At 34.6% G+C, this 22,996-nt stretch carries 25 protein-coding genes; 11 read left to right on the top strand and 14 right to left on the bottom strand.

The window, feature by feature from the left end; all coding sequences use genetic code 11:
• Nucleotides 1-58: 58 nt before the first annotated feature.
• The 5 genes from BM305_RS06010 (at nt 59) to BM305_RS05990 (ending at nt 5,433) form a co-directional block, all read left to right on the top strand.
• On the top strand, nt 59-547 hold the full coding sequence (locus BM305_RS06010; protein ID WP_092559804.1) for an NADH-quinone oxidoreductase subunit NuoE family protein: 489 nt from the start codon (nt 59-61) through the stop codon (nt 545-547).
• Nucleotides 537-2,432, top strand: a complete 1,896-nt coding sequence (locus BM305_RS06005) for an NADH-ubiquinone oxidoreductase-F iron-sulfur binding region domain-containing protein (protein WP_092559803.1) — start codon at nt 537-539, stop codon at nt 2,430-2,432. Before BM305_RS06010 ends, BM305_RS06005 begins: the two co-directional genes overlap by 11 nt.
• A 42-nt stretch (nt 2,433-2,474) precedes the next feature.
• A complete protein-coding gene (locus tag BM305_RS06000; protein ID WP_092559802.1) occupies nt 2,475-4,172 on the top strand; it encodes a [FeFe] hydrogenase, group A in 1,698 nt (565 codons plus the stop codon).
• Between the two features lie 149 nt (nt 4,173-4,321).
• On the top strand, nt 4,322-4,735 hold the full coding sequence (locus BM305_RS05995; protein ID WP_092559801.1) for a Fur family transcriptional regulator: 414 nt from the start codon (nt 4,322-4,324) through the stop codon (nt 4,733-4,735).
• Between the two features lie 152 nt (nt 4,736-4,887).
• Nucleotides 4,888-5,433, top strand: coding sequence for an NADH peroxidase (locus tag BM305_RS05990; RefSeq protein WP_092559800.1), 546 nt, complete (start codon nt 4,888-4,890; stop codon nt 5,431-5,433).
• Nucleotides 5,434-5,684: 251 nt separating this feature from the next.
• Here BM305_RS05990 and BM305_RS05985 read toward each other — a convergent pair whose 3' ends face one another.
• The gene (locus BM305_RS05985; protein ID WP_092559799.1) at nt 5,685-5,987 is read right to left on the bottom strand and encodes a hypothetical protein; all 303 of its coding nucleotides are present in this window, start codon (nt 5,985-5,987) and stop codon (nt 5,685-5,687) included.
• 409 nt (nt 5,988-6,396) lie between these two features.
• On the opposite strand from BM305_RS05985, the gene BM305_RS05980 reads away from it, so the two are divergent.
• From BM305_RS05980 to BM305_RS05965, 4 genes are all read left to right on the top strand, one after another.
• Nucleotides 6,397-6,819: a site-specific integrase gene (locus tag BM305_RS05980; RefSeq protein ID WP_092559798.1), complete on the top strand. Its 423-nt coding sequence runs from the start codon at nt 6,397-6,399 to the stop codon at nt 6,817-6,819.
• 9 nt (nt 6,820-6,828) lie between these two features.
• On the top strand, nt 6,829-7,068 hold the full coding sequence (locus tag BM305_RS19875; RefSeq protein ID WP_092559797.1) for a tyrosine-type recombinase/integrase: 240 nt from the start codon (nt 6,829-6,831) through the stop codon (nt 7,066-7,068).
• A gap of 90 nt (nt 7,069-7,158) precedes the next feature.
• Nucleotides 7,159-8,007 (top strand): hypothetical protein, encoded by an 849-nt coding sequence (locus BM305_RS05970; protein ID WP_092559796.1) that lies wholly within the window; start codon nt 7,159-7,161, stop codon nt 8,005-8,007.
• Nucleotides 8,008-8,020: 13 nt separating this feature from the next.
• On the top strand, nt 8,021-8,683 hold the full coding sequence (locus tag BM305_RS05965) for an AbiTii domain-containing protein (RefSeq protein ID WP_092559795.1): 663 nt from the start codon (nt 8,021-8,023) through the stop codon (nt 8,681-8,683).
• A gap of 227 nt (nt 8,684-8,910) precedes the next feature.
• On the opposite strand, the gene BM305_RS05960 is transcribed toward BM305_RS05965, so the two are convergent.
• From BM305_RS05960 to BM305_RS05940, 5 genes are all read right to left on the bottom strand, one after another.
• The gene (locus BM305_RS05960; RefSeq protein WP_092559794.1) at nt 8,911-9,630 is read right to left on the bottom strand and encodes a DUF3226 domain-containing protein; all 720 of its coding nucleotides are present in this window, start codon (nt 9,628-9,630) and stop codon (nt 8,911-8,913) included.
• Entirely contained in the window at nt 9,631-10,737 is a 1,107-nt protein-coding gene (locus tag BM305_RS05955; RefSeq protein WP_092559793.1) for an AAA family ATPase, read from the bottom strand.
• A gap of 263 nt (nt 10,738-11,000) precedes the next feature.
• Entirely contained in the window at nt 11,001-12,584 is a 1,584-nt protein-coding gene (locus tag BM305_RS05950; RefSeq protein ID WP_092559994.1) for a DEAD/DEAH box helicase, read from the bottom strand.
• A gap of 165 nt (nt 12,585-12,749) precedes the next feature.
• Complete coding sequence (gene clpB, locus BM305_RS05945; RefSeq protein ID WP_092559792.1) at nt 12,750-15,338, bottom strand: ATP-dependent chaperone ClpB; 2,589 nt, start codon at nt 15,336-15,338, stop codon at nt 12,750-12,752.
• Between the two features lie 98 nt (nt 15,339-15,436).
• A complete protein-coding gene (locus tag BM305_RS05940) occupies nt 15,437-16,315 on the bottom strand; it encodes an AraC family transcriptional regulator (protein WP_092559791.1) in 879 nt (292 codons plus the stop codon).
• 120 nt (nt 16,316-16,435) lie between these two features.
• Here BM305_RS05940 and BM305_RS05935 point away from each other — a divergent pair, with 120 nt between their 5' ends.
• Nucleotides 16,436-17,998 carry an alpha-amylase family glycosyl hydrolase gene (locus BM305_RS05935; protein ID WP_092559790.1) on the top strand — a complete coding sequence of 521 codons (1,563 nt, stop codon included), beginning with the start codon at nt 16,436-16,438 and terminating at the stop codon, nt 17,996-17,998.
• 427 nt (nt 17,999-18,425) lie between these two features.
• Here the strand turns inward: BM305_RS05935 and BM305_RS19320 are convergent, their stop codons facing one another.
• The 7 genes from BM305_RS19320 to BM305_RS05915 all read right to left on the bottom strand — a co-directional run bounded on the left by BM305_RS19320 (nt 18,426) and on the right by BM305_RS05915 (nt 21,416).
• Nucleotides 18,426-18,740, bottom strand: coding sequence for a hypothetical protein (locus BM305_RS19320; RefSeq protein ID WP_143099137.1), 315 nt, complete (start codon nt 18,738-18,740; stop codon nt 18,426-18,428).
• 6 nt (nt 18,741-18,746) lie between these two features.
• The gene (locus BM305_RS18915; protein WP_177214570.1) at nt 18,747-18,920 is read right to left on the bottom strand and encodes a hypothetical protein; all 174 of its coding nucleotides are present in this window, start codon (nt 18,918-18,920) and stop codon (nt 18,747-18,749) included.
• 72 nt (nt 18,921-18,992) lie between these two features.
• A complete protein-coding gene (locus BM305_RS19870; protein ID WP_408606116.1) occupies nt 18,993-19,145 on the bottom strand; it encodes a transposase in 153 nt (50 codons plus the stop codon).
• Nucleotides 19,096-19,230 (bottom strand): hypothetical protein, encoded by a 135-nt coding sequence (locus BM305_RS19605; RefSeq protein ID WP_272481946.1) that lies wholly within the window; start codon nt 19,228-19,230, stop codon nt 19,096-19,098. The genes BM305_RS19870 and BM305_RS19605 overlap by 50 nt, the downstream gene beginning before the upstream one ends.
• A gap of 10 nt (nt 19,231-19,240) precedes the next feature.
• Nucleotides 19,241-20,074 (bottom strand): transposase family protein, encoded by an 834-nt coding sequence (locus tag BM305_RS05920; RefSeq protein ID WP_092559788.1) that lies wholly within the window; start codon nt 20,072-20,074, stop codon nt 19,241-19,243.
• Between the two features lie 384 nt (nt 20,075-20,458).
• Nucleotides 20,459-20,635, bottom strand: coding sequence for a hypothetical protein (locus tag BM305_RS18910; protein WP_207649459.1), 177 nt, complete (start codon nt 20,633-20,635; stop codon nt 20,459-20,461).
• A gap of 505 nt (nt 20,636-21,140) precedes the next feature.
• Nucleotides 21,141-21,416, bottom strand: a complete 276-nt coding sequence (locus tag BM305_RS05915) for a hypothetical protein (protein WP_092559787.1) — start codon at nt 21,414-21,416, stop codon at nt 21,141-21,143.
• A 196-nt stretch (nt 21,417-21,612) separates the two neighbouring features.
• Here BM305_RS05915 and BM305_RS05910 point away from each other — a divergent pair, with 196 nt between their 5' ends.
• The gene (locus tag BM305_RS05910) at nt 21,613-22,476 is read left to right on the top strand and encodes a hypothetical protein (RefSeq protein WP_092559786.1); all 864 of its coding nucleotides are present in this window, start codon (nt 21,613-21,615) and stop codon (nt 22,474-22,476) included.
• A 66-nt stretch (nt 22,477-22,542) separates the two neighbouring features.
• Here BM305_RS05910 and BM305_RS05905 read toward each other — a convergent pair.
• A partial coding sequence (locus BM305_RS05905) for a transposase (RefSeq protein ID WP_177214568.1) occupies nt 22,543-22,996 on the bottom strand: 454 nt, incomplete at its 5' end.

Raw genomic sequence — 22,996 nt, 5'->3', positions numbered from 1 at the left:
TTTTTATCATTTAAGGTATATATAAGTAGTCGCTTGACACATAAGAAAGGAGAACTATATGTTAGCGCAAAATGAAATCGAAAAGATTGACGTGATTTTGAAAAAATATGAGTACAACAAATCCTCCATTATTGCCATAATGCAGGAAATACAAAAGGAATATCGCTATCTTCCTGAAGCTGTTCTTGCTTATGTAGCAAAAGCCATAAAAGTAAGTGAGGCTAAAATTTATGGTGTTGCTACCTTCTATGAAAATTTTTCTCTTGAACCAAAGGGGAAATTTGTCATTAAAGTATGTGATGGAACTGCCTGCCACGTTAGAAAATCAATTCCTATATTAGAGGAATTCAGAAAGGTTTTAAATGTGTCTGCTTCCAAACCAACAACAGATGACATGCTTTTTACAGTGGAAACTGTTTCCTGTCTGGGTGCCTGTGGATTAGCGCCTGTATGTACAGTAAACGACAAAGTATATGCAAGCATGACACCTGAAAAGGCAAGAGAATTAGTAAACCAGTTAAAGGAGGATGCAGCTAATGGCAACTAGGATTAATACACGCAAAGATCTTGAAATGATGCGTACACAATTCAAAGAATCACTGGATAGTCAGAAAAAACAGATTTTAATCTGTGCTGGTACAGGCTGTGTAGCAGGTGGTTCTCTTAACATATATGCTAGACTAAAAGAAATAATGGATGAGCGCGGAATTAACTGTTCTCTTGTCTTGGAAAAAGAGCCACATGATGAATCCGTAGGCGTGAAAAAAAGTGGCTGCCATGGCTTTTGCGAAATGGGTCCATTACTTCGCATTGAGCCAATGGGATGGTTATACATCAAAGTAAAAGTGGAAGACTGTGAAGAAATAATTGAAAAAAGTATTGTAAATAACGAGGTAATTGATCGTCTGGTTTACCATGATGCAGAAGGTGCCGCTTATGATAAGCAGGATGAAATTCCTTTTTATAAACAGCAGACTCGTGTTGCTTTAGAACATTGTGGACAAATTAATGCAGAATCTATTAAAGAGTATATTGCAGTTGGCGGATACAGTGCAGTTGCAAAAGCCTTGTTTGATATGACTCCGGAAGAAATTGTTACTGAAATTTCTGAATCCAGTTTACGTGGACGTGGAGGCGGTGGTTTCCCAACAGGAAAGAAATGGTCTCAAGTTTTAAGTCAGGATTCTGAGGTTAAATATATTGTATGTAATGGTGATGAAGGCGATCCAGGTGCTTTTATGGATCGAAGCATGATGGAGGGCGATCCTCACAGAGTAATTGAGGGTATGATTATTGCTGGTATTGCTACAAAGGCTCATTATGGATATATTTATGTTCGTGCAGAGTATCCTTTAGCAGTATCCCGTTTACAGACAGCTATTGACAAAGCAGAAGCCCGTGGTCTTTTAGGTAAAAACATTTTAAATTCTGGTTTTGACTTTGAACTGAAAATCAGCCAGGGTGCTGGTGCCTTTGTTTGTGGTGAAGGTAGTGCCTTAACTGCATCAATTGAAGGTAATCGTGGTATGCCACGAGTAAAACCACCTAGAACAGTAGAAAAAGGATTATTTGAAAAGCCAACAGTATTAAATAATGTTGAAACATATTGTAACGTACCTCCAATCATTTTAAATGGTTCTGACTGGTACAGACAATATGGTCCAGAAAAAAATCACGGTACAAAGGCATTCGCCTTAACAGGTAACGTATGTAACACCGGATTAATTGAAGTTCCAATGGGAACAACGTTAAGAGAAGTTATTTTTGATGTAGGTGGCGGTGTAAAAGGCGGCGATTTTAAAGCGGTGCAAATCGGTGGACCTTCTGGCGGCTGTTTAGTTACCAGTCCAACTGAAAATCACTTAGATATGAAACTGGACTTTGACTCTTTAAAGAAAGTAGGAGCCATGATTGGTTCTGGCGGACTGGTTGTTATGAATGACAAGAGCTGCATGGTTGAAGTTGCCCGTTTCTTTATGAACTTTACCCAGAATGAATCTTGTGGAAAATGTGTACCTTGCCGTGAAGGTACAAAAAGAATGCTTGAATTATTAAATGACATTGTAGAAGGTCGTGGAACATTAGAGCATATTGATTTACTTGAAGAATTGGCAGAAACGATTTCTGCAACTGCTTTATGTGGTTTAGGTAAAACAGCAGCTTCCCCAGTAATCAGTACATTAAAATATTTTAGAGATGAATACATTGCCCATGTTGTAGATAAGAAATGTCCAGCTGGTCAATGCAAGGCTCTTATTTCTCTTCAAATCGACCCTGAACTTTGTAAGGGTTGTACGAAGTGTGCAAGATTATGTCCAGTTGGTGCCATTTCTGGAGCTGTAAAGCAGCCTCATGTAATTGATACTGCCAAATGTATTAAGTGCGGTGCTTGTAAAGAGGGATGTAATTTTAATGCGATTAAAGAAGTATAGTCAGCTGGTGATAGTGAACACTGGAAAGGAGAATTTACAAAAATGTCTAAGTACATGATTATTGATGGTAATAGAGTAGATTTTGATAATGAAAAAAATATATTACAGGTTGTTAAAAAAGCTGGAATTCACTTACCTACTTTTTGCTACTATTCTGACCTATCTATATATGGTGCCTGTAGAATGTGCGTTGTAGAAGATAAGTGGGGTGGAATTATTGCATCCTGTTCTACACCACCAAGAGATAAGATGGAGATTAAAACCAATACTCCAAAGCTTCACCAACATCGTAAAATGATTTTGGAATTGTTACTTGCTGCTCATTGCAGCGATTGTACAACCTGTGAAAAGAATGGAAAGTGCAGGTTGCAGGAGCTTGCTGGAAGATATGGACTGACTCAGGTCCGCTTTAAAGATGAACATACGGTTCGTGAAATTGATGACTCTTCAAAGTCAATTGTCCGCGATCCATCTAAATGTATTCTTTGTGGTGACTGCGTTCGTATGTGCCAGGAAGTACAAAACGTTGGTGCTATTGATTTCGCGCATCGTGGAGCTAATATGATTGTCAGCCCTGCATTTAATAAAAAGCTTGCTGAAACAAACTGCGTAAACTGTGGTCAATGTGCTGCTGTGTGCCCTACAGGTGCTATTACCGTAGCCAGCAACTTAAAGGATGTTTGGAAAGCTATTTATGATCCAAAGAAACGTGTGGTTGCTCAGGTTGCCCCAGCTGTTCGTGTTGCGTTGGGAGAAGAATTTGGTTTAAATCCAGGCAAAAACTCCATTGGCCGTATTTTTGCTGCTATGCGTATGCTAGGATTTGATATTGTATTTGATACCTCTATTGGTGCTGATTTAACTATTATGGAAGAAACAAACGAATTACTTGAAACACTTGAAAAAGGTCCTGGTAAATACCCATTGTTTACTTCCTGCTGTCCAGCTTGGATTCGCTATGCTGAGACTCAGCACCCAGAAATTTTGCCTTACATCTCCTCTTGCAAATCTCCTATGGAAATGTTCGGTGCAGTATTAAAGGAATATTATAAAGAGCAGGATGAAAAAGAAGGCGTTTCTACTGTTTCTGTTGCTATTATGCCATGTGCTGCAAAGAAATCAGAGGCAGCTCGTGAAGAATTTATACGCAACGACGTTGCAGATGTAGATTATGTTTTAACTACAACAGAATTAATCCGTATGATTAAAGAAATTGGTATTCAGTTTAATAATCTGGAACCACAGGCTCCTAATATGCCATTTTCTATTTCTTCAGGCTCAGGTGTTATTTTTGGTGCTACAGGTGGTGTTACGGAAGCAGCTCTTCGTCGAGTTGTTGCTGATAAATCACCAACTAGCTTAAAGGAAATTGAGTATTTAGGCATTCGTGGATTTGAAAGTATTAAAGTTGCAGAAGTTCCGCTTGGTGACAAAGTTGTACGTCTTGCCGTTGTAAGTGGCCTTGGAAATGCTGAAAAGCTATTAGAAGTAATTGAATCTGGCGAAGAACATTTTGATTTTGTTGAGGTTATGGCTTGTCCTGGAGGTTGTATTGCTGGTGCTGGCCAGCCATTCAGCCATAGACCAGAGAAAGAGCAGCGTACTGCTGGTTTATATAAATCTGACAGCGTTTCTCAAATTAAATTATGTGAAGATAACCCTGTTATTCACGATTTATATGAAGGTCCTATCTTAAAAGACAGAACCCATGAGCTTTTACATGTTCACTACAAACATTAATATATTTTAATAATATTTATTTATAGGGGCTGACGCACTAATGATTGAAAAATCATAACTGCGTCAGCCCCTTCTGTATATTGACATTTCTTTTTTTATCAGATAAAATTAGTAATAGATACTATTTTTATATTTAAAGGAGGATTCTTATGGCTGTGATTAAATTTAGCAGACAACGTGAAGCTATTAAAAGCTATTTGGCACAAACAACCTCTCACCCTACAGCCGCCACGATTTATGAAGAATTGCGTACTGACCACCCTAACATAAGCCTTGGTACCGTTTATCGCAATTTAAATTTTCTTGTGGAGCAAGGTGAAATTCTTAAAATTTCTTGTGATGATGGCTCCGATCATTTTGACGGAAATACAAACCCACATTATCATTTTGTCTGCACAAGCTGTCACCAGGTTAGTGATTTAGATTTACCTGATATGGAGCACGTTAATGTTTTAGCAAGTGCAAACTTTGCTGGTAAGATTGTAGGCCACACTACTTATTTTTACGGCACTTGCCCACAGTGTCTGAAACAATCCCAGCGCGTTTCAGATACAGTTGATTAATTGTCAAAGACCTTAGAAAATAAATGATAATTTTTTTCAAAAAAGTATTGACAAATTAATGAGAAACTATTATTATTAATATATCAATAACGATTACTATTATTGTTTTAAGATAAAAAATAAATTATTTGAATTTAAGGAGGATTTTTATTATGAAAAAATATGTATGTCAAGTTTGTGGTTATGTTCATGAAGGGGATTCTGCACCAGAATCTTGTCCAATTTGTAAAGCACCTGCTTCAAAATTTACTGAGCAAGAAGATACTATGTCATGGGCAGCTGAACACGTTGTTGGTGTAGCACAGGGCGTTAGCGAAGATATTCTTGCTGATTTGAGAATGAATTTTGAAGGAGAATGTTCTGAAGTAGGTATGTATCTTGCAATGTCAAGAGTTGCACATAGAGAGGGTTATCCAGAAATTGGTCTTTATTATGAAAAAGCAGCTTATGAAGAAGCTGAGCATGCTGCAAAGTTTGCTGAATTACTTGGTGAAGTAATTACAGATAGCACTAAAAAGAATCTTGAGTTACGTGTTGCAGCTGAAAACGGAGCAACTGCTGGAAAGTTTGATTTAGCTAAACGTGCAAAAGCAGCTGATCTTGACGCAATCCATGATACTGTACATGAAATGGCTAAAGATGAGGCAAGACATGGCAAGGCGTTTAAGGGATTGTTGGAAAGATATTTTGGAAAGTAAGAATAGAAATAAAAACATAGGTTGACACTAGGTAAATCAAGGGTTTGACTGGTGTCAGTACAGATATAGTTCTTGAATATAAATCGAGGGTCATTGAGAAATCAATGTCTCTCGATTTTATATTTTTTGAAATCTCAAGGGAGATTTGCGGAAAATTTTCCTTGAGAATTGTTGTAAGGCTTGATTTTACTAGGGTTTGAATGTTGAAAATTAGGACCTACAAATATATTAATTTGGCAATGCTATTTTATTTATAATTTTCTTGATAGGTTTTTGTTCTTAGCTATATTAGATACAGTTGCGGGAGATATCCCAACAATGTTTGCTATATTTTGATATGTGTACATATAATCCTCTGTCTGTGGTTTCAGTTTTTGCAACATTTCAACAACTTGTACTTCCTTAATTTGTTTTATTTCTTTGGTGTTGTTAGATATAGTTCTACGCATATTTTCATTTTCTCTCTTTAACCTTTCTATTTCATTAGTATTCTTTTCTGTTTGCTTCTCATTTTTTCCCATTCTTTTGTTTAATTTGTTAATATCTTTGCTCATATTAAAATCTCCTTTAATTATTATACTATTTAAATAACTTATTTAAATAGTATAATAATTAAACATAATAGTCAATGCAGTTTTAGACTAAATAATAAATTTAATTTCGTATTATTTTGAATAAAATTTTACCAGCATAAATTTTGTTTAAAGTTTTTTAAAATTGTGCTATTGAAATTTGCTCTATTATAGAACTCCATTTAATAGGGAAAATTGTTTTAATTGCATGCACTATTTAGATAATATTTTGTTATAAATTTTAATTCAATGAGGTGAATTCCAGTTGAACTACTTGAAGATTATCAAGGATATCAATATATATGGCTATTTAATAAACAATTATTATATTTTAGTGTAACAAAATATATATCCCTTATTAGGAAGATAAAATACCGTTCCTGCTAAGGGTGTGGAAGAAGCTGAAATCAAAATCTATACAAAGGAACAGCTTAACTCATTTGAAAAACAATTTTCATCTACAAACTTGCTTACTGCTTTTAAATTGGGCAGACCTTTAGGTGCCAGAGTTGGTAAAGCATTTTGTCTACTTTGGTCTGATATTGATTGGAAAAAGAAAACAATCAAAGTCACTAAACAGTTGGTTCTTGAGGATAAAATGTGGACCTTACGTAATACTAAGACAGTTGCAAGCATCTATGATCTTAACTTACAAGAAGATATCTACAATTATTTAAAGGAGCTGAAAGCTACACTGGATAGGCAAAAAGCAGAGTTAGGATTGGCTTATCGGAAAACTAGAGTGGCAATTGATAGGGGCAGGAACAAGGCAAAGGAAATTGTAGAAGATTTAGACTTTATCAATGTTAAGTAAAATGGTGAACTGCTTACAGTTGACTTAGAAAAAATATTAGGTAGATTAGCAAGAAATGAATTAGATGTGAATTTTATGTTTCACAATCTTAGGCATACCCATTGTAGTAGACTAGCTGAAATGAATATTCCGTTGGTCATAGTTAAACAACGATTGGGGCACTCAAAAGAAGAAACCACTATGAGATATTATACTCATAGTGTAGAGGAAATGCGAGAAAATCTAGTAAACTTTCTTAACGCCCATTAATTAGTATTAAAAGTCTTTTAAATTTTAGTAGACGACTTTTTTATTATTTTATGGTATAATAAGGTAATTAATAACAAGGAGGACAGGAACATGGCACAAGGAATTATTGGTGGCGCAACATCATATAATGAGCAATCTCTACTTGATATTTTAAGTGATATTAATGACTGGATAGCTTATACTTCTGACAGAAAAGCTTTTATATTAGCTCAAAGGGAAAAGTTAAATATCAGCCACTATTGGAATACAATACCTTTTAACTTTCAAATGACCATACTGACTACCATATCTTATTTTAATACGATTTTATATGATTTAAATTTAGTCAAGAAATCTATTGAAAATAATTGTATAACAGAAAAAGAAGTTCTTTTACTCAGAAATATTGGTAAAAAGTCAATAGAATACAATTGTGAATATGGCAGGACATATAATGAAGAGAGAAGATGGAAAGATTACGGTAACACAGACTTTAGAGTTGCAGAGGAAGTTTACGGAAGGGGTAGAGATTATTTTGTTACTATGCAGGATGCTGGAAATGCTGCATCTAGATTGGAGGACTATATGGAAAAAGGACAGGTTATAAACAACACTTTGAATATTGGTGGTAATGTTTCAGGTTCACTAATACAACAAAATACTATAAATTCAAGTCAGACAATGACAGTTGAAAACAATTTTGATTATGACAAAATAATGGATGTATTAAACAAAATTCAAAGAACAACAAACTCTAGTGATTTTCAAGAGGATTTCACAGACAAAGCAGAACAGGTTAAAGAAATTATATCAGAAACAATTCAAATGCTTCAAAAAAAAGAAGAACCATCTAAGATTAAGAAAGCACTGACTACTCTAAAAAATTTAGCAGTTGGAATAAGTGGAAGCATTATTGCTAGTGGCATTGTTGGATTAATTGCCCAATTGCCAATATGGTAAAAGGTGGTGTGTTATGGCTATTGTTTTAGAATTACAAGAAGAAGCTTTAAAAAGTGACGCTGATATATTATCACTATTAAGAAAATCAAGTCTTATTGCAAGAAAATTAGATTTAAAGGATTTTCAAGAATGGATATATAGTGAATTAAACGGATACAAAAATACAGATAATCTTCCTGATTATAGGTATATCAGAGGTGACCTTAAAGCATTGAACCCTGTACATGGATGGGTTCCTGTTGTTATTTCAGGTGAGGAGGAAAAACGTTTTAGCATTAGAAAAATTTATGACTCAATTCCCAGTATAAACAGCTTACTCGTATCAAACGATAAGCAATTAAATCTATCATTGAGCGGTAAAGAAATAGATTTACTTAATAAATATATACCATTTAAGACCACTTATATTATTCTAATATCTCCAAACTCTGTTAGCAATATCATAGAACAAGTTAAAAATAGAATACTTGATTGGTCTATTACACTTGAAGAGTACAGAATATTAGGCGACAATTTAAGTTTTACAACAGACGAAAAAGAAAAAGCAAAAAATGAGCCTCAAATAGTGAATTACATAAGCAATTTTTACGGTCCTGTTACTGATACACAGTTTCAACAGGGGACAACAAACTCAAAACAGAAATTAAAGAAAACCCTACCAAAACAAGCTAAATAAAATCGAAAAACTCGCGGGAAATATACGGGATAACGGGACATTGACTTCCCAATCCCTTTAAATCCCAACATAATAAATCATAGTCACTGAACGAATCTAGACATGGCAAGGCTTTTAAGGGATTGTTGAAAAGATATTTTGGTTAATAAAAAATTAGTTGTATTGCCTACAAAGTTTATATGAAAATTAAAATGGGGCAGGTGTCTGCCCCATTTTAAGACTGTTTTTTAGTAATTTAAAAAACTAAAACCACAATTTAAAATCTCATTATTTTTCCAATCATATGCCCTTAGTATTCTTGCTCTTTCAGCGTATGTTTCTTCAGGTGTTCTAATTGAAAAATATGTATTAAAAATTGCCTTATATATGCCTGACTTTTTTTGTAAGTATCTATTTTGAGTATTCGCTATTTTCTCAATAAACCTACTACTTTCCTGTATCACTTTCTGTTCTATGGCATCTATACCTAATGCATTTAACATAATCGATTCAATGGCTCCCGTTTCAGTTTCTGGTATACATTTAATATATAATTCAATTTTTTGAACCCCTAAAACTAAATTTTCAACTTCCCATTGACTCCAAATATTAATCTGATTTTCAGTAAAAGTTTCTCCTATACATATATTTAACTGCTCAATAAACTTCTTATTACTATCAACTGTATCATGATCTATCATAATAATAATTTTATTATATATTTCATCGTTTTTCGTTGCATATTCTATTACTTCCTTAATTTTCAGCATTTCTTTTGATATATTTGTAATACCACCACATGAATTTATTTCAGTTATCTGGTTGTCTTTAATAAGCCTTTTCTTGATCAGGCGGTTTGTAATTGCATTTTCAACAAATCCATCATATTTCCAATCATATTTATACTGTAACACAAATTGCAACATAATTAAATCCGTTGTCCCTTCACACAAAATAAGTGTTTTCATTTATCTTAACTCCAATCCATACTCATCTAATAATTGAACAGCTTTTTCCCCATTTACATTTCGAACTTTAACTTCATCTTCAACTTTCACTAGTGTAATCATACGTATATTTGTTTGCAAAACAGGACAACACTTTAGGACTGATTCAATAGCTTCTATGCTATGTGAGGTCATAAATATTTGAACATTCAATTTAACAGCAGTATCAATAATCCAGCTGAAGACATCTTTCATAGCAGAAATATGAATTGCTGTTTCAAATTCATCTAATAGCAAAATCCCATCTTTGGCCCTTATGACAGCACTTAATAAAAGCATTGCTTTTTTCATGCCATCTCCATATGCATTTAACAGCAAACCTTCTTTATGATTTTTAGATAAAATAACAAATTTTCTTCCGTATGAGTTTTCTTCTTCAATCGAATTTATAGATATAAAATAAGGATCAAACTGTCTCATTATTTCCACAAACTGTTCATACAAATCCGGCTCTGTAAACAAGGAATTTAAAAAGACAACATTTTGTGCATGCTGAGTCGGTGATATATATACTATATTTTCAACTATTGTTTTTCTGTTCCTCACACTTGTCATACGCAAGCCCCTCTGCATTCCATAAACTGTATCTTTCCCACATTTATTCCCGTTAATTTTATATTGTATTTCCATCACAGTGGTTTCGAATTCATTGTTTGTCTCCTGATCGTCAATATCCAATTTAGCTGAATATATCAAACCACCTGCAAAATCTAATTGCTTTTCTGTTACTATAGTATCTGAAATCTGTCCAGAAATTTCAACCTCAAATGCTTCGCCATTATTAATACCAGAATACTTTATTCTCTCTCCCACAGCCTCTATATTAATTGGAAATAACGACTTCATGGTATCATAAATGGTTGTAACAATTCGTGGTGAATTCTCTTCCCTTCTTCCTATTATTCTCCAATTTTTCAAATCATTTGGAGCCTTCAAACTTTGAATAACCTCTAATATACTTGTTTTACCCGTATTATTAGCCCCTGCAATTATATTAATTTTTCCTAAATCGTTTAACTTAAGATTTTTCACTCCTCTAAAATTTTCGATATATATTTCAGAAATCATATGCTCTTCCTTCCATAATCCATTTTATAATATCAAATATTTTTATATCTATATAATTTTTTAGCAAAACCTTTGTATTTTTATTATAGCCAAATTTCTCGGTTCAGTGTTTTCATATCTCCGACTTATTACTTAATTATAGCAAATGTTATAACATTGCTCAATTATTTATTATACAAAAAGCCACTGCTCCACAGATAACTTCTTATCTATTTTGCAGTGACTCTTTTTATTTAACCAAATTTTTTATTTCCTTCACTAACCTACTTAGCATTTGCAGGTTCTATATTAATGGACTTACCCTTTATCTTAGCATTTTTCATTACTTCAATAACCTGTCTTGCATGTTCTCTAGGCACCTCAACAAATGTGTACTTATCATACATATCAATTGTTCCTATTAATTCTCCCTTTATACCAGTTTCTCCTGCAATTGCACCTAGTATGTCACCTGGTCTTGTCTTTTGGTTTTTACCAATATTAATAAATAGGCGAACCATTCCGTCCTCAGCACCAGTTTCTCCAAAATCAACTTCATTTTGTTCTGCTCTCTCAGGATCACCAATTGTTAATTTAAGCAGTGCTGCCGCAATATCCAAAGACGTAATGTCTTCTTCATTTATTTTATCTTCAATATAGGTAATCATAGATGCCAAATCTTCCGTTTCAATTGTATCCACAATTTTAGAAAAAATCTTTTCCATCTTAGTATTTGTAACATCATGGATGGATGGTATTGGTTTTGCAATAATCTTTGTCTTACAGTATCTCTGAATGTCCTTTAATTTATAGACTTCTTTTCCAACAATAAAGGTGAATGCGGTTCCATTTCTTCCCGCACGTCCAGTTCTTCCGATACGGTGTACATAATACTCATCGTCCTGTGGTAAATCATAATTAAATACCGCTTCCACATCATCTACATCTATTCCGCGGGCTGCAACATCTGTAGCTACCAGAATATCTGCCTGCCCACTACGAAAATGCTTCATAACACGATCTCTTTGCTGTTGCTTCATATCTCCATGAAGCCCTTCTGCAAAATAACCTCTGCCTTTTAAATCTTCTACCAATTCATCTACACCTTTTTTGGTATTACAAAAAACTAAGGAAAGCTTAGGTGCATAAATATCTAAAAGCCTTGAAAGCACTTCATTTTTATTCTTTCTCTTTACTTCATAATAATACTGTTCAATCTTTGGTACCGTTAATTCTTTTTTTACAACCTTGATAATCTCTGAATCCTTTTGATAAGCCTTAGCAATTTCCATAATTGGCTTTGGCATCGTTGCAGAAAATAAGATTGTCTGGCGTTCTTCTGGAATTGCTGTAAGAATCGTTTCAATATCATCTCTAAATCCCATATTTAACATCTCATCTGCTTCATCCAGTACTACCATTTTAACTGTATCCATTTTCAAAGTTTTTCTTCTCATATGGTCCATGACACGCCCTGGTGTTCCAATAATAACCTGAACGCCACCCTTAAGTGAACGTATTTGCTTTGTAATATCCTGTCCGCCATAAATCGGCAAGATTTTTATTCCATGAGAAAACTTTCCTAATTTACGAAATTCCTCTGCTATCTGAATTGCAAGTTCTCTCGTTGGGGATAAAACAAGTGCCTGTAACTGTCTTTCTTTTGTATCAATAGATTGTAATAAAGGGATACCAAACGCCGCTGTTTTACCTGTACCCGTCTGCGCCTGTCCCACAATATCTCTGCCTTCTATTATAGCAGGTATTGCCTTAGCCTGAATTGGGCTGGGCTGCTCAAATCCCATTTCCGCAACTGCACGAAGCAGCTTTGGATCCAAATCAAACTCTTCAAATGTTTTTATTTCCATAAAATTTGCCCTTTCTAAACCATAAATCTGACTGAGGCTTTTTGCTTGACTGCAAAAAAACCTTTGCATAAAAAAAGCTCCAGCCTCAATGGTATGGAGCTAATCGTTATTGTTTATGCTAATTGGGAGTATAACATGCCCAAAGTACTATTGTCAAGGGATTCCTTAATTTCTTTTTGGTTTTGCCACCAAATTATCTCCCTCCACATCAATCACTACTGTTTCCTCCGCACTGACTGCATCACTTAATATCAGACGGGCAGTAATTGTTTCTACATGCTTTTGTAAAAATCTCTTTAATGGTCTTGCGCCATAATACGGATCATAGGCACTATTAGCAATAAAGATTTTTGCTTTCTCGGTTAGTTCTATTTTCAGTTCCTTGTCTGCCAGACGTTTATTTAAATCCTGTATTAACAAATTAATTATACCTTCTATGTTTTCTTTTGACAGCGGTTTAAATAAAATAATTTCATCTAAGCGATTTAAAAATTCAGGTCTAAAATGATTTCGTAAGTCCTCCATAACTAATTTTTGAGCACTTTCCTGAATTTCTCCTAAATCATTTATTCCCTCTAACAAATAAGAGGAACCTATATTAGATGTCATAATTAAAATTGTATTTTTAAAATCTACAGTTCTTCCTTGTGAATCCGTAATGCGCCCATCATCTAATACCTGAAGCAAAACATTAAATACATCAGGATGTGCTTTCTCAATTTCATCAAAAAGGACTACGGAATATGGTTTTCGCCGTACAGCCTCTGTTAACTGACCTCCCTCTTCGTATCCTACATAACCTGGAGGTGCTCCAATTAAACGGCTCACTGAAAACTTCTCCATATATTCACTCATATCAATGCGCACCATATTCTGCTCATTATCAAACAGACTTTCTGCCAATGTTTTTGCAAGTTCAGTTTTTCCTACACCTGTAGGTCCTAAAAATAAAAAGGAACCTATTGGTTTGGACGGATCTTTTATCCCTGCCTTAGAACGCAAAATAGCTTCTGAAACCTTTGTAACACCTTCATTTTGTCCAATCACCCTGTTGTGAAGCTGTTCCTCTAAATGCAGTATTTTTTCCCGTTCTCCCTCTGTCAGCTTTGTTACTGGAATACCCGTCCATCTTGCAATTATTTTTGCTATTTCCTCGTCCGTTACATTTTCATGAACTAGTTCCCTATCCTCTTCTTGTAACCGTTTTTCCTCTTCTGCCAGACGTTTCTCCAATTCTGGAAGCCTTCCATATTGAAGCTCAGCCGCCTTGTTCAAGTCATAATTTCTTTGTGCTATCTGAATCTGGTTATTCAAATCCTCAATTTCTTCCCTTAACTTCTGCACCTTTTCTACAGCAGCTTTTTCATTGTCCCACTTAGCTTTGGCACTTGCAAACTCATCTCTAAGCGCTGCCATTTCGCGCTGTAGGTTTTCCAGACGCTCGGCACTTAACCGATCCTTTTCCTTTTTCAGTGCTGCCTCTTCTATTTCCATCTGCATAATTCGCCTTTGCACATCATCCAGTTCCATTGGCATAGAATCCAACTCCGTCTTTATCATAGCACATGCCTCATCTACCAAATCAATGGCTTTATCAGGAAGAAAACGATCACTAATATAACGATTAGATAGAGTTGCCGCAGAAACTAATGCCGCATCTGTAATTTTCACTCCATGATAAACCTCGTATCGGTCTTTTAGCCCACGCAAAATAGAAATGGTATCTTCTACGCTTGGTTCTGCTACCATAACTGGCTGAAATCTTCGTTCCAAAGCAGCATCCTTCTCAATGTACATACGATATTCATTTAATGTTGTCGCCCCAATACAGTGCAGTTCACCTCTTGCTAACATAGGTTTCAGCATGTTTCCTGCATCCATAGCACCATCTGTCTTTCCTGCACCTACTATTGTATGAAGCTCATCAACAAATAAAATAATCTGCCCTTCACTCTTTTTTACTTCCTCTAATACTGCCTTCAATCTTTCTTCAAATTCGCCTCTATACTTTGCCCCCGCTACTAAAGCACCCATATCCAATGCAAAAATCTTCTTATCCTTTAACGCCTCTGGCACATCACCCCGCACAATTCTCTGAGCCAGTCCTTCTACTGCCGCTGTTTTACCAACCCCAGGCTCTCCTATTAACACAGGATTATTCTTAGTTTTTCTAGAAAGAATGCGAATAATATTTCGAATCTCACTATCCCTTCCAATAACAGGATCTAATTTTTGTTCTTTTGCACGTTTTACCAAATCATACCCGTACTTTTCCAGTGTATCATAGGTAGCCTCTGGATTATCACTTGTAACCTTCTGATTTCCTCTAACTGTAGAAAGTGCCTGAAGAAATGTTTCTGTATTAATCGTATACTTTTGAAACAAAGTCTTAATTTGTGGATTTGCATTTTTAATCATACTTAAAAACAAATGCTCAACGGAAACAAATTCATCACCCATTCTCTTTGCTTCATCCTCTGAATAAATCAGAACTTTATTTAAATCTGCACCGACGAAAACATTTCCTCCGGATACTTTTGGTCTGCCTTCCAGAAGGCTCTGAACTTCCGTTTCAAATTCACTTACTTGTATTTTTAACTTTTTTAACAGCTTTTTAATCAGACTCTCATCTATAGTTAGAAAGCTGTATAATAAATGTTCCTGCACCAATTCCTGATTTCCAAATTCATACGCTATTTTCTCGCAGTTATTCACTGCTTCTAAAGACTTTTGTGTAAATTTATTAATATTCATAGGACTCCTCCTCACTAATAAACATTTGTTATATTACATATATAACACATATATCATTATTGGTCAAGAGGAATATTACTTATTTCTATAAAATAAATTTATTTTATACTTTGATTTCGATACTGCTTTGGCGTCATATTCATAATTCTCTTAAAAACCCGGATAAAATAGCTGAAATTTTTAAATCCTGCCTCAAATCCTACCTCCATTACGGAAAGGGTAGTTGAAGCTAATAAAATACATGCCTTTTCAACCCTAAAGTGATTGACGTATTCAACAAAAGTAATTCCAAAGGTGACTTTGAAAAACGTGCAAAAATAACTAGGAGAATAATTTAATAATGTAGCTGCCTCCTCAAGAGAAACCGAATTTTTATATTCATTTTGTATATAAGAAACAATGCCTTTTATTTCTGCCGTCCTTACTGCTCTAGAGCTATTTTTACCTGTTGTTCCATTTTCTATAAATAAATTTTTTTGCTGCAAAATAGAAATTATTTTGAATAAACAGGCCTTTACATTTAGCTGGTATCCCTCCTCCTTATTTTCACTTATTTGAAGTAATTCAATCATTTCCCCTCTTATCTGCTTATATCCTGGTGTAGACGGTGCAACACAAAAGGGAAATAATCTATTTTTTGAAAGGGGATTCATAGACGTTGTTTGACTATAATCTTCCAGCTTAAAATCTAAATATTCTAATGGAAATACATATGCATAATAAACTAGGCCAGAATCTACACTCGAAAACTGATGTAATAATTCACGATTAATAAAATAAATATGGTTATCTTTCAAAAGAAATTCTTCCCCGTTCAAAAGCAAATTTACCTTTCCACTTACCACATAAATAATTTCTATTTCACTATGCCAATGGTAGGGCACAAACAAGTTTTCATTTATGGAATTCATCTTATAATGCTGAAACGGAAATAATTGCGTTCCTCTCTGCCGTTTTTCCATTAATTCAGATTTCATTTTAATCTCCCAATTCTAAAAAATGTACTACTTTTTCTTGAAATACTGCAAGAATACATGAAACAATAGTAATATACTATTATTATAACAGATAAAATAATTGAAAGAAAGGATACGCAAATGAATACATGGTTAAATACAGCCGTCTTTTATGAAATATACCCTCAAAGCTTTCAAGACTCCAATGGAGACGGAATTGGAGATTTTCAAGGAATTATCCGCCGTTTAGATTATATTAAAGAATTAGGATGCAATGCCCTCTGGCTTAATCCCTGCTTTGTTTCTCCTTTTTCTGATGCTGGCTATGATATAGCTGATTACTTTTGCGTTGCTCCCCGCTATGGAACCAACGCAGATATAAAGGAGCTTTTTGATGAAGTTCATAAGCGAAATATGCACATTATTTTAGATTTAGTACCTGGACATACCTCCATTGAACATCCTTGGTTTAAGGAATCCATGAAGGCTGAAATAAATGAATACAGCGGCCGCTATATATGGACAGACAGCATTTGGGATAACATGTCTGATATAAAAAATATTACAGGCTGCATACGGGGAATTTCCTCACGAGATGGCAGCTGTGCCATAAACTTTTTTTCCTCACAGCCTGCACTAAATTATGGCTTTGCACGAATTGACCAGCCATGGCAAAAATCTGTTGATTCCCCTGAAGCAGTTGCTACAAAAGAGGCAATGAAAGATGTTATACGCTTCTGGCTAACCATGGGGTGTGACGGTTTTCGAGTAGATATGGCTGGCTCACTGGTTAAAAATGATGAGGAAAGTCTGGCAACAATTGCCTTATGGCAGGAAATCCGTTTATTTTTAGACACAGAATTCCCTGACGCTGTAATGATTTCTGAATGGGGTGAACCAGATAAGTCTCTTTCAGGTGGATTTCATATGGATTTCTTGCTTCATTTTGGTCCATCACACTACTTAGATTTATTCCGCAATGAAAACCCTTATTTTTCAAAAGAGGGAAAAGGAGATATCTCTCAGTTTGTTGATCATTATAAAAAATATAATTCCTTAACAAACGGAAAAGGACTTATTTGTATTCCTTCTGGCAATCACGATATGGATCGTATGGCAAGAAGTCTTTCTCAAGAAGAAATGAAACTGGCATTTGCATTTTTATTATCCATGCCAGGCGCCCCATTTATTTATTATGGAGATGAAATTGGTATGCGCTATATAGAAAATTTAGTTTCTGTTGAAGGCGGATATGGCAGAACCGGCTCCCGCTCTCCTATGCAGTGGGATAATGGAGTAAATGCAGGTTTTTCTGCTGCTCCTAAAGATAAACTATATATAATGCAGGATGAATCTCCTAACCGCCCTACTGTAAAAGCACAGATGGAGGCCAAAGATTCGTTATGGCAAGAAGTCAAGAAATTAATAAGTATTCGTCAAGCAGAATCCGCGCTACAAGCAGATGGAACAATTAAATTTATTTATGCAAAAGAAAACGCTTATCCTCTGGTATACACAAGGTCTTCTGCTGACAGTTGTATCCTCATTGTACTAAATCCATCTGGACAAACTGCTGTATGTCATATTGGTACTTATACAATAGAAAATATAATTTATTCTTTTGGAGAAAAGGCACAATTTGAGAATGGTAGTGTCACAGCCCCTGCCTGCTCTGGAACATTTTTTAAATTAGAATGTAGGTAGGTATAGAGTAGGTTCGGAAACTTTTAAGTAAATATACATTTGTTATGTATATTTGAAAAATTCAAATCAATTCTTGCAAGGAACACTGCGTTGAATAAAAAAGAGCATAGCAAACAAATCAGTCGTATATCGGCTAAAAAAGTTATTTTATTTATAGATGTCAAGCAATAGCTGACATATGTTCTACATGATAATCATTGAGAATTCTGGTATTGATACGCTCTGAACACGTTCTTGTTTTAAACATATTCTTGAAGGCTTTTGTACCTCGTGGGATAGGTGTAAAGATTCTGGGATTAACAGACGGTTTGGTATAGATTACTCTGTGCCATATTCAGAGGGAGAGTATTCTGCTTTGCAGGAACACTTTCATGTCGGTTTGCATTTAAGATACAAAATAGAGAGGCAAATCCGTATGATAGTCCTTTCAGTAACAGGAAAGAAGGTAGATTGTATGCCCATAGAACCAGATTTCCTTGCTGCTGTCCCATCCCAAACGGGCATCTGGATCAGAAAGGTGACGGTTGCATTTACAGTTCCATTTACCGTCTTGTTTACAAGTGCAGGTCTTGATTCCATAACTAGAAGATGGAACTGGAAGACATGTACCATCGCCAGCCGCAGAGAGTGATGAAGAATCGATCAGCCCACATTCGGCAGACGGATTTACAGCAAGAAGAACAAAAATTTCCTGTAGAAGTCGTTCAAAGGAAACAAAAGAATGATCGGATTTAGCCGCCAAAGCAACCTACTTTACTACACCAGATTTAAAAACTGAAAGTTTTTGTCTCTTTTTCAGTTTGCCCTTCTTAGGTTTTCGATAGGAACCTTGTAAACGCAAGAAATCAGACTCTGATAGAGAGTCAGCACCATCAGAAATAAACTGACGGTACTGGTTATGTAGTGTCCAACATTTAAGCATAAGCAAAACCTCAAAAAAAAATATATTTAAGGGGTCTGTAACAAAATATGGCTCTTTGTCAAGTTAGTTGAATCAAGCTAAAATTTTTAGGTGGAGTAGGTTGAAGTTACAGCGACCATACATCTGCCTTTTTATTAATTTAATTTTATTATTGTGCCCTTCTGTTAATCCATTACTAAAATGATACCGTATTGCATTTTCTACAGCCTCCCTGTCCCCTTTTATTAATTTTATGAAACGATTTAGTTCTGTTGTCCCGCTTTTCAGCTAAATCAAGCCATTTTCCCAGTTTTTTCACTTCATTACCCAAAATAATCTCTTTAAACTCTAAAATATCTTATGTTGTGTTTGAATTTATGCCGTATTTCTTTCATTTTTCTATTATATAAAGAAATTTGTCTTGGATATCCTTCCTCTTTGATGAGCTGAAATATTTCTGTATAATGCAATCCATCTAAAAGAAGCTCTTTGATTCTTGGAATGAAAGGGTCTCGTATGCAAGGCCTGGCATCAATAGGGGGCTTTGTGATTTTAAGATATTTAATCACGGTAGGACGTGCCATGCCTAATAGTCGGGCAATTTTGGAGTTGTTATTTCCCTCCTCCTTTAATTGATGTGCCTTTCTTACTATTTCCCACTTTCTTGTTCCTGTTTCCACTTTTCTCCGCTCGCGTTTACTTAAATATTCTTTCTTATGTAAGGGTACAGTTGATATATCCGCTATTTTGATATGATTATCTACAATGACTGAGTAATATACATTTCTTTTTAAGAATGCAAAATCATCAATTTCAATATTTTCTGCATTATAATCTATTTTGATGTTTTCTTTTTTTAGGATCCTCAATACAGTATTAGCGGAAACTGGCACATGACTGAAACTAATTTGATTCTTGGCATTAATCGAACTATTTTTCAAAGCAAGCTGATAAATATAATCATTTAGTCGTTTTGTATGAATTGAGTTGGTTTCAATGAAATCAAATGCATACGCAAATGTTTTATGCGGGCAGTCTCTGTTGCAACAAAAATATTTAGGAACTGTAATGACTAGTTTCACTTGATAGTTTTGTATCGGAAGGTCAGATACGGTACGAAGATAACGGCTATGAATTTTTACAGATTCCCGTCCACAGTATGTACAGTTTGCTATAGGTTTATTTACTTAGCAGTATAGATACAATATTCCACTTTTCAACTAACTTGACAAAGAGCCAAAAATCTTTACACCCTCAATGGATCCTTAGATATAGCTTGCATAGCCAGCACATAATATGCTTATATTCGAATTGTAAATGAACATTATTTAAAACATTTAAAACATACTCTTCGTTATTATTAGAATCATGGGGCTCAGTTTCCCATTATTGCTATTACTAGAAGTTCTTATTCCACGACATACTACATAACTTACTCTATTTTTCCAATAAAACATTCCATTTAACTACACCAAAATTACGCCCTATTATTTGGAATAAATCTATATGTATATTATTTTCTTTTTCAATATCTAGTATTTTATTGTGTAATTTGGATGTCACCATACTCTCTTCCAACTGGCTTTACTCTCCAGTATCAACTGCTCCTGCTCCATAACATGCTCTATCTCTCCCCCTGCAAAAGCCACTGTCACCTCTGTTACCACGTCATCCACCTTCTCTATCGTCATACAGTACCTTGCTTCCTCTAGATCCACTTCAACTTGTAGCAACACATCCAAGTCTATGGTGCCGCTCCCCCACTCTCCATCTTTTCGTTCCTTACATTCTAATACCGCAAGCTCCCCTGTTTCCTAGATACGATTCTCTTTCTCTGATTCCTCTTTCAAAGCCTCTTTTTCCGTTTCTATTTATTCCATTAAAAGAATATTAAGGGAATACTATTTGCTCATGTACTACGTCCTATATCAGCTTTATGACCCACTCTGAATTGCAGATATGAAAAACTGCCGTTGTAGTAACTGCTTTCCGTACCTACCACCCACCGATTCGGTTGATACAAATCTATGTAACTCTGCCCACTTTGCTGTTGCTTCCGATGTCACTTTCTTTCTGATCATGGTGGAACTGACAATGACCATAGAAGTTGGCGTGCATCCACTGGTGTCAAAAGTACTCGAAGCTTGCTACAAGGATCACTGCTGATTTGGTTAGTTCGGACTTGTACTGGTAAGCTAATCACAACCTTCAGAACACACAACTTAAACCTATTAGATCTTTTTATAGAAAAGTCATGTAATATACTGCAAATAAAAATGAAATAACACTTAATAATATATTTTTAATATAGCCTTGCTTTCTATTACTTTTTTCATACGCAATAATAATATTTACAACAATCAATATTAATAACTGTATAGGAATAGTTACCGAAAAAGGAATAATCCTTAATATTGATACAAAAAGTAACACTATGACTAATATAACAAATGTTGATATTATAAACTGATTATTTTCTAATATGATATCTAAAATCATTCTTATTCTTTTTTTCATTTATATAACCCCAACTCACATGTATTATATATAGGATAATACATATGCATAAAAATTACAATAAAATATTGACATATTTTATCAAAATAATTATAATTACATTGCAACTATTTACATTATCAATAAAAATATGGTTATACAATGGTCGCAACATGTGATTATTGTAATTGCCAAGAAAAAAATGGAGGTACTATATATGAAAAAAATCACTAAACTTTTAAGCTTACTACTTACTATTGCTATTTTGGGTAATTCAACATTTTCCTCAGCAGCTTCAAGAACTTTAACAGAAGATACAGATTCATTTACTTTTACCGATAGTGTTGGAAATAAAATAACTATGGTTTTTTTGAATGAAAACACGATCAATACATATGTAGACGATAAATTAATAGAAAAAACAAGTTTAAGTAATGATAAAGAAAAAATTACAGATACCATATTTGATCAAAATAATAATACAGAGACTTCTGTTTATTGTGTAGATGATTTTAATGTAAATGTATCAAATGACACTATTGAAGTAGCAAGACCAAACAAAAGCAACTTAGTTCAAACTTCATTTTCACCTTATTTTCCTTATGACGAAGGCTACTCTCGTATAACAGCTTATACTGAAGCAGTTACAGGTTATTATGTAGAGGGATTTCAAAAACCAGATGGCTATTCCTACACAAAAGTATGTCAAGCTAGTATTGCAAGAGATACTGCTATAGGTGTTTTAGTTAGTATTATTGTGGCAATAGCTGCAAAAGAATATATGTGTGCAAAATTGGTTACAGAAGCAGTAGTTGCTTGTTTTGGTGGCTGTATTGTCGCTGGGTATTTTAATAAAGATGTTAATACAACCGTTCATTATAAGGATATTTATACAAGATGGCTTGCCATCGTTGAACATTCATATACATCATTAGTTAGACAAAAAATCAGATATGTTAGGGTAATGGGTGACAGAACTGGAGAAGAAAGTTTAACAGAAGCAACGGGATTTGCTCATGACTATCCCTATGACTTTTACTATTTTTGCGATCTTGCAGTATCAGATTTCTCAAATCAATAGTTTTGGTACACAGATGTTAAATTTTGAGGGTGTAAATATTTTCGGCTCTTTGTCAAGTTAGTTGAATCAGGCTAAAATTTTTAGGCGGAGTAGGTTGAAGTTACAGCGACCATACATCTGCCTTTTTATTAATTTAATTTTATTATTGTGCCCTTCTGTTCTTTTTAAATATTCGCCAATATGTTCTGTCAAAATCTTCAGAATATGAAACCGATCCACAATTTGTTTGGCATGGGGTAAGGCTTTCTGTATAGCAGCTCTATAGCTTTTAGAAAAATCTCGTGTTACAGTTTTGACATTTTGGAACTGGCCTAATGCTTTTATTACTTCTGGCTGTTGTCTGGAAGCAACTACACCTAGCCTTTTATGAGTATCATTATCTACAATGACTGAGTAATATACATTTCTTTTTAAGAATGCAAAATTATTAATTCCAATATTTTCTGCATTATAATCTATTATGATGTTTTCTTTTTTTAGGATCCTCAATACAGTATTAGCGGAAACTGGCACATGACTG

It is taken from the genome of Anaeromicropila populeti (assembly GCF_900112775.1).
Taxonomy (GTDB): Bacteria; Bacillota; Clostridia; order Lachnospirales; family Lachnospiraceae; genus Anaeromicropila_A; species Anaeromicropila_A populeti.
Note: the sequence above shows the minus strand (reverse complement) of the source record. Positions and strands in the feature narration are given on the sequence as shown.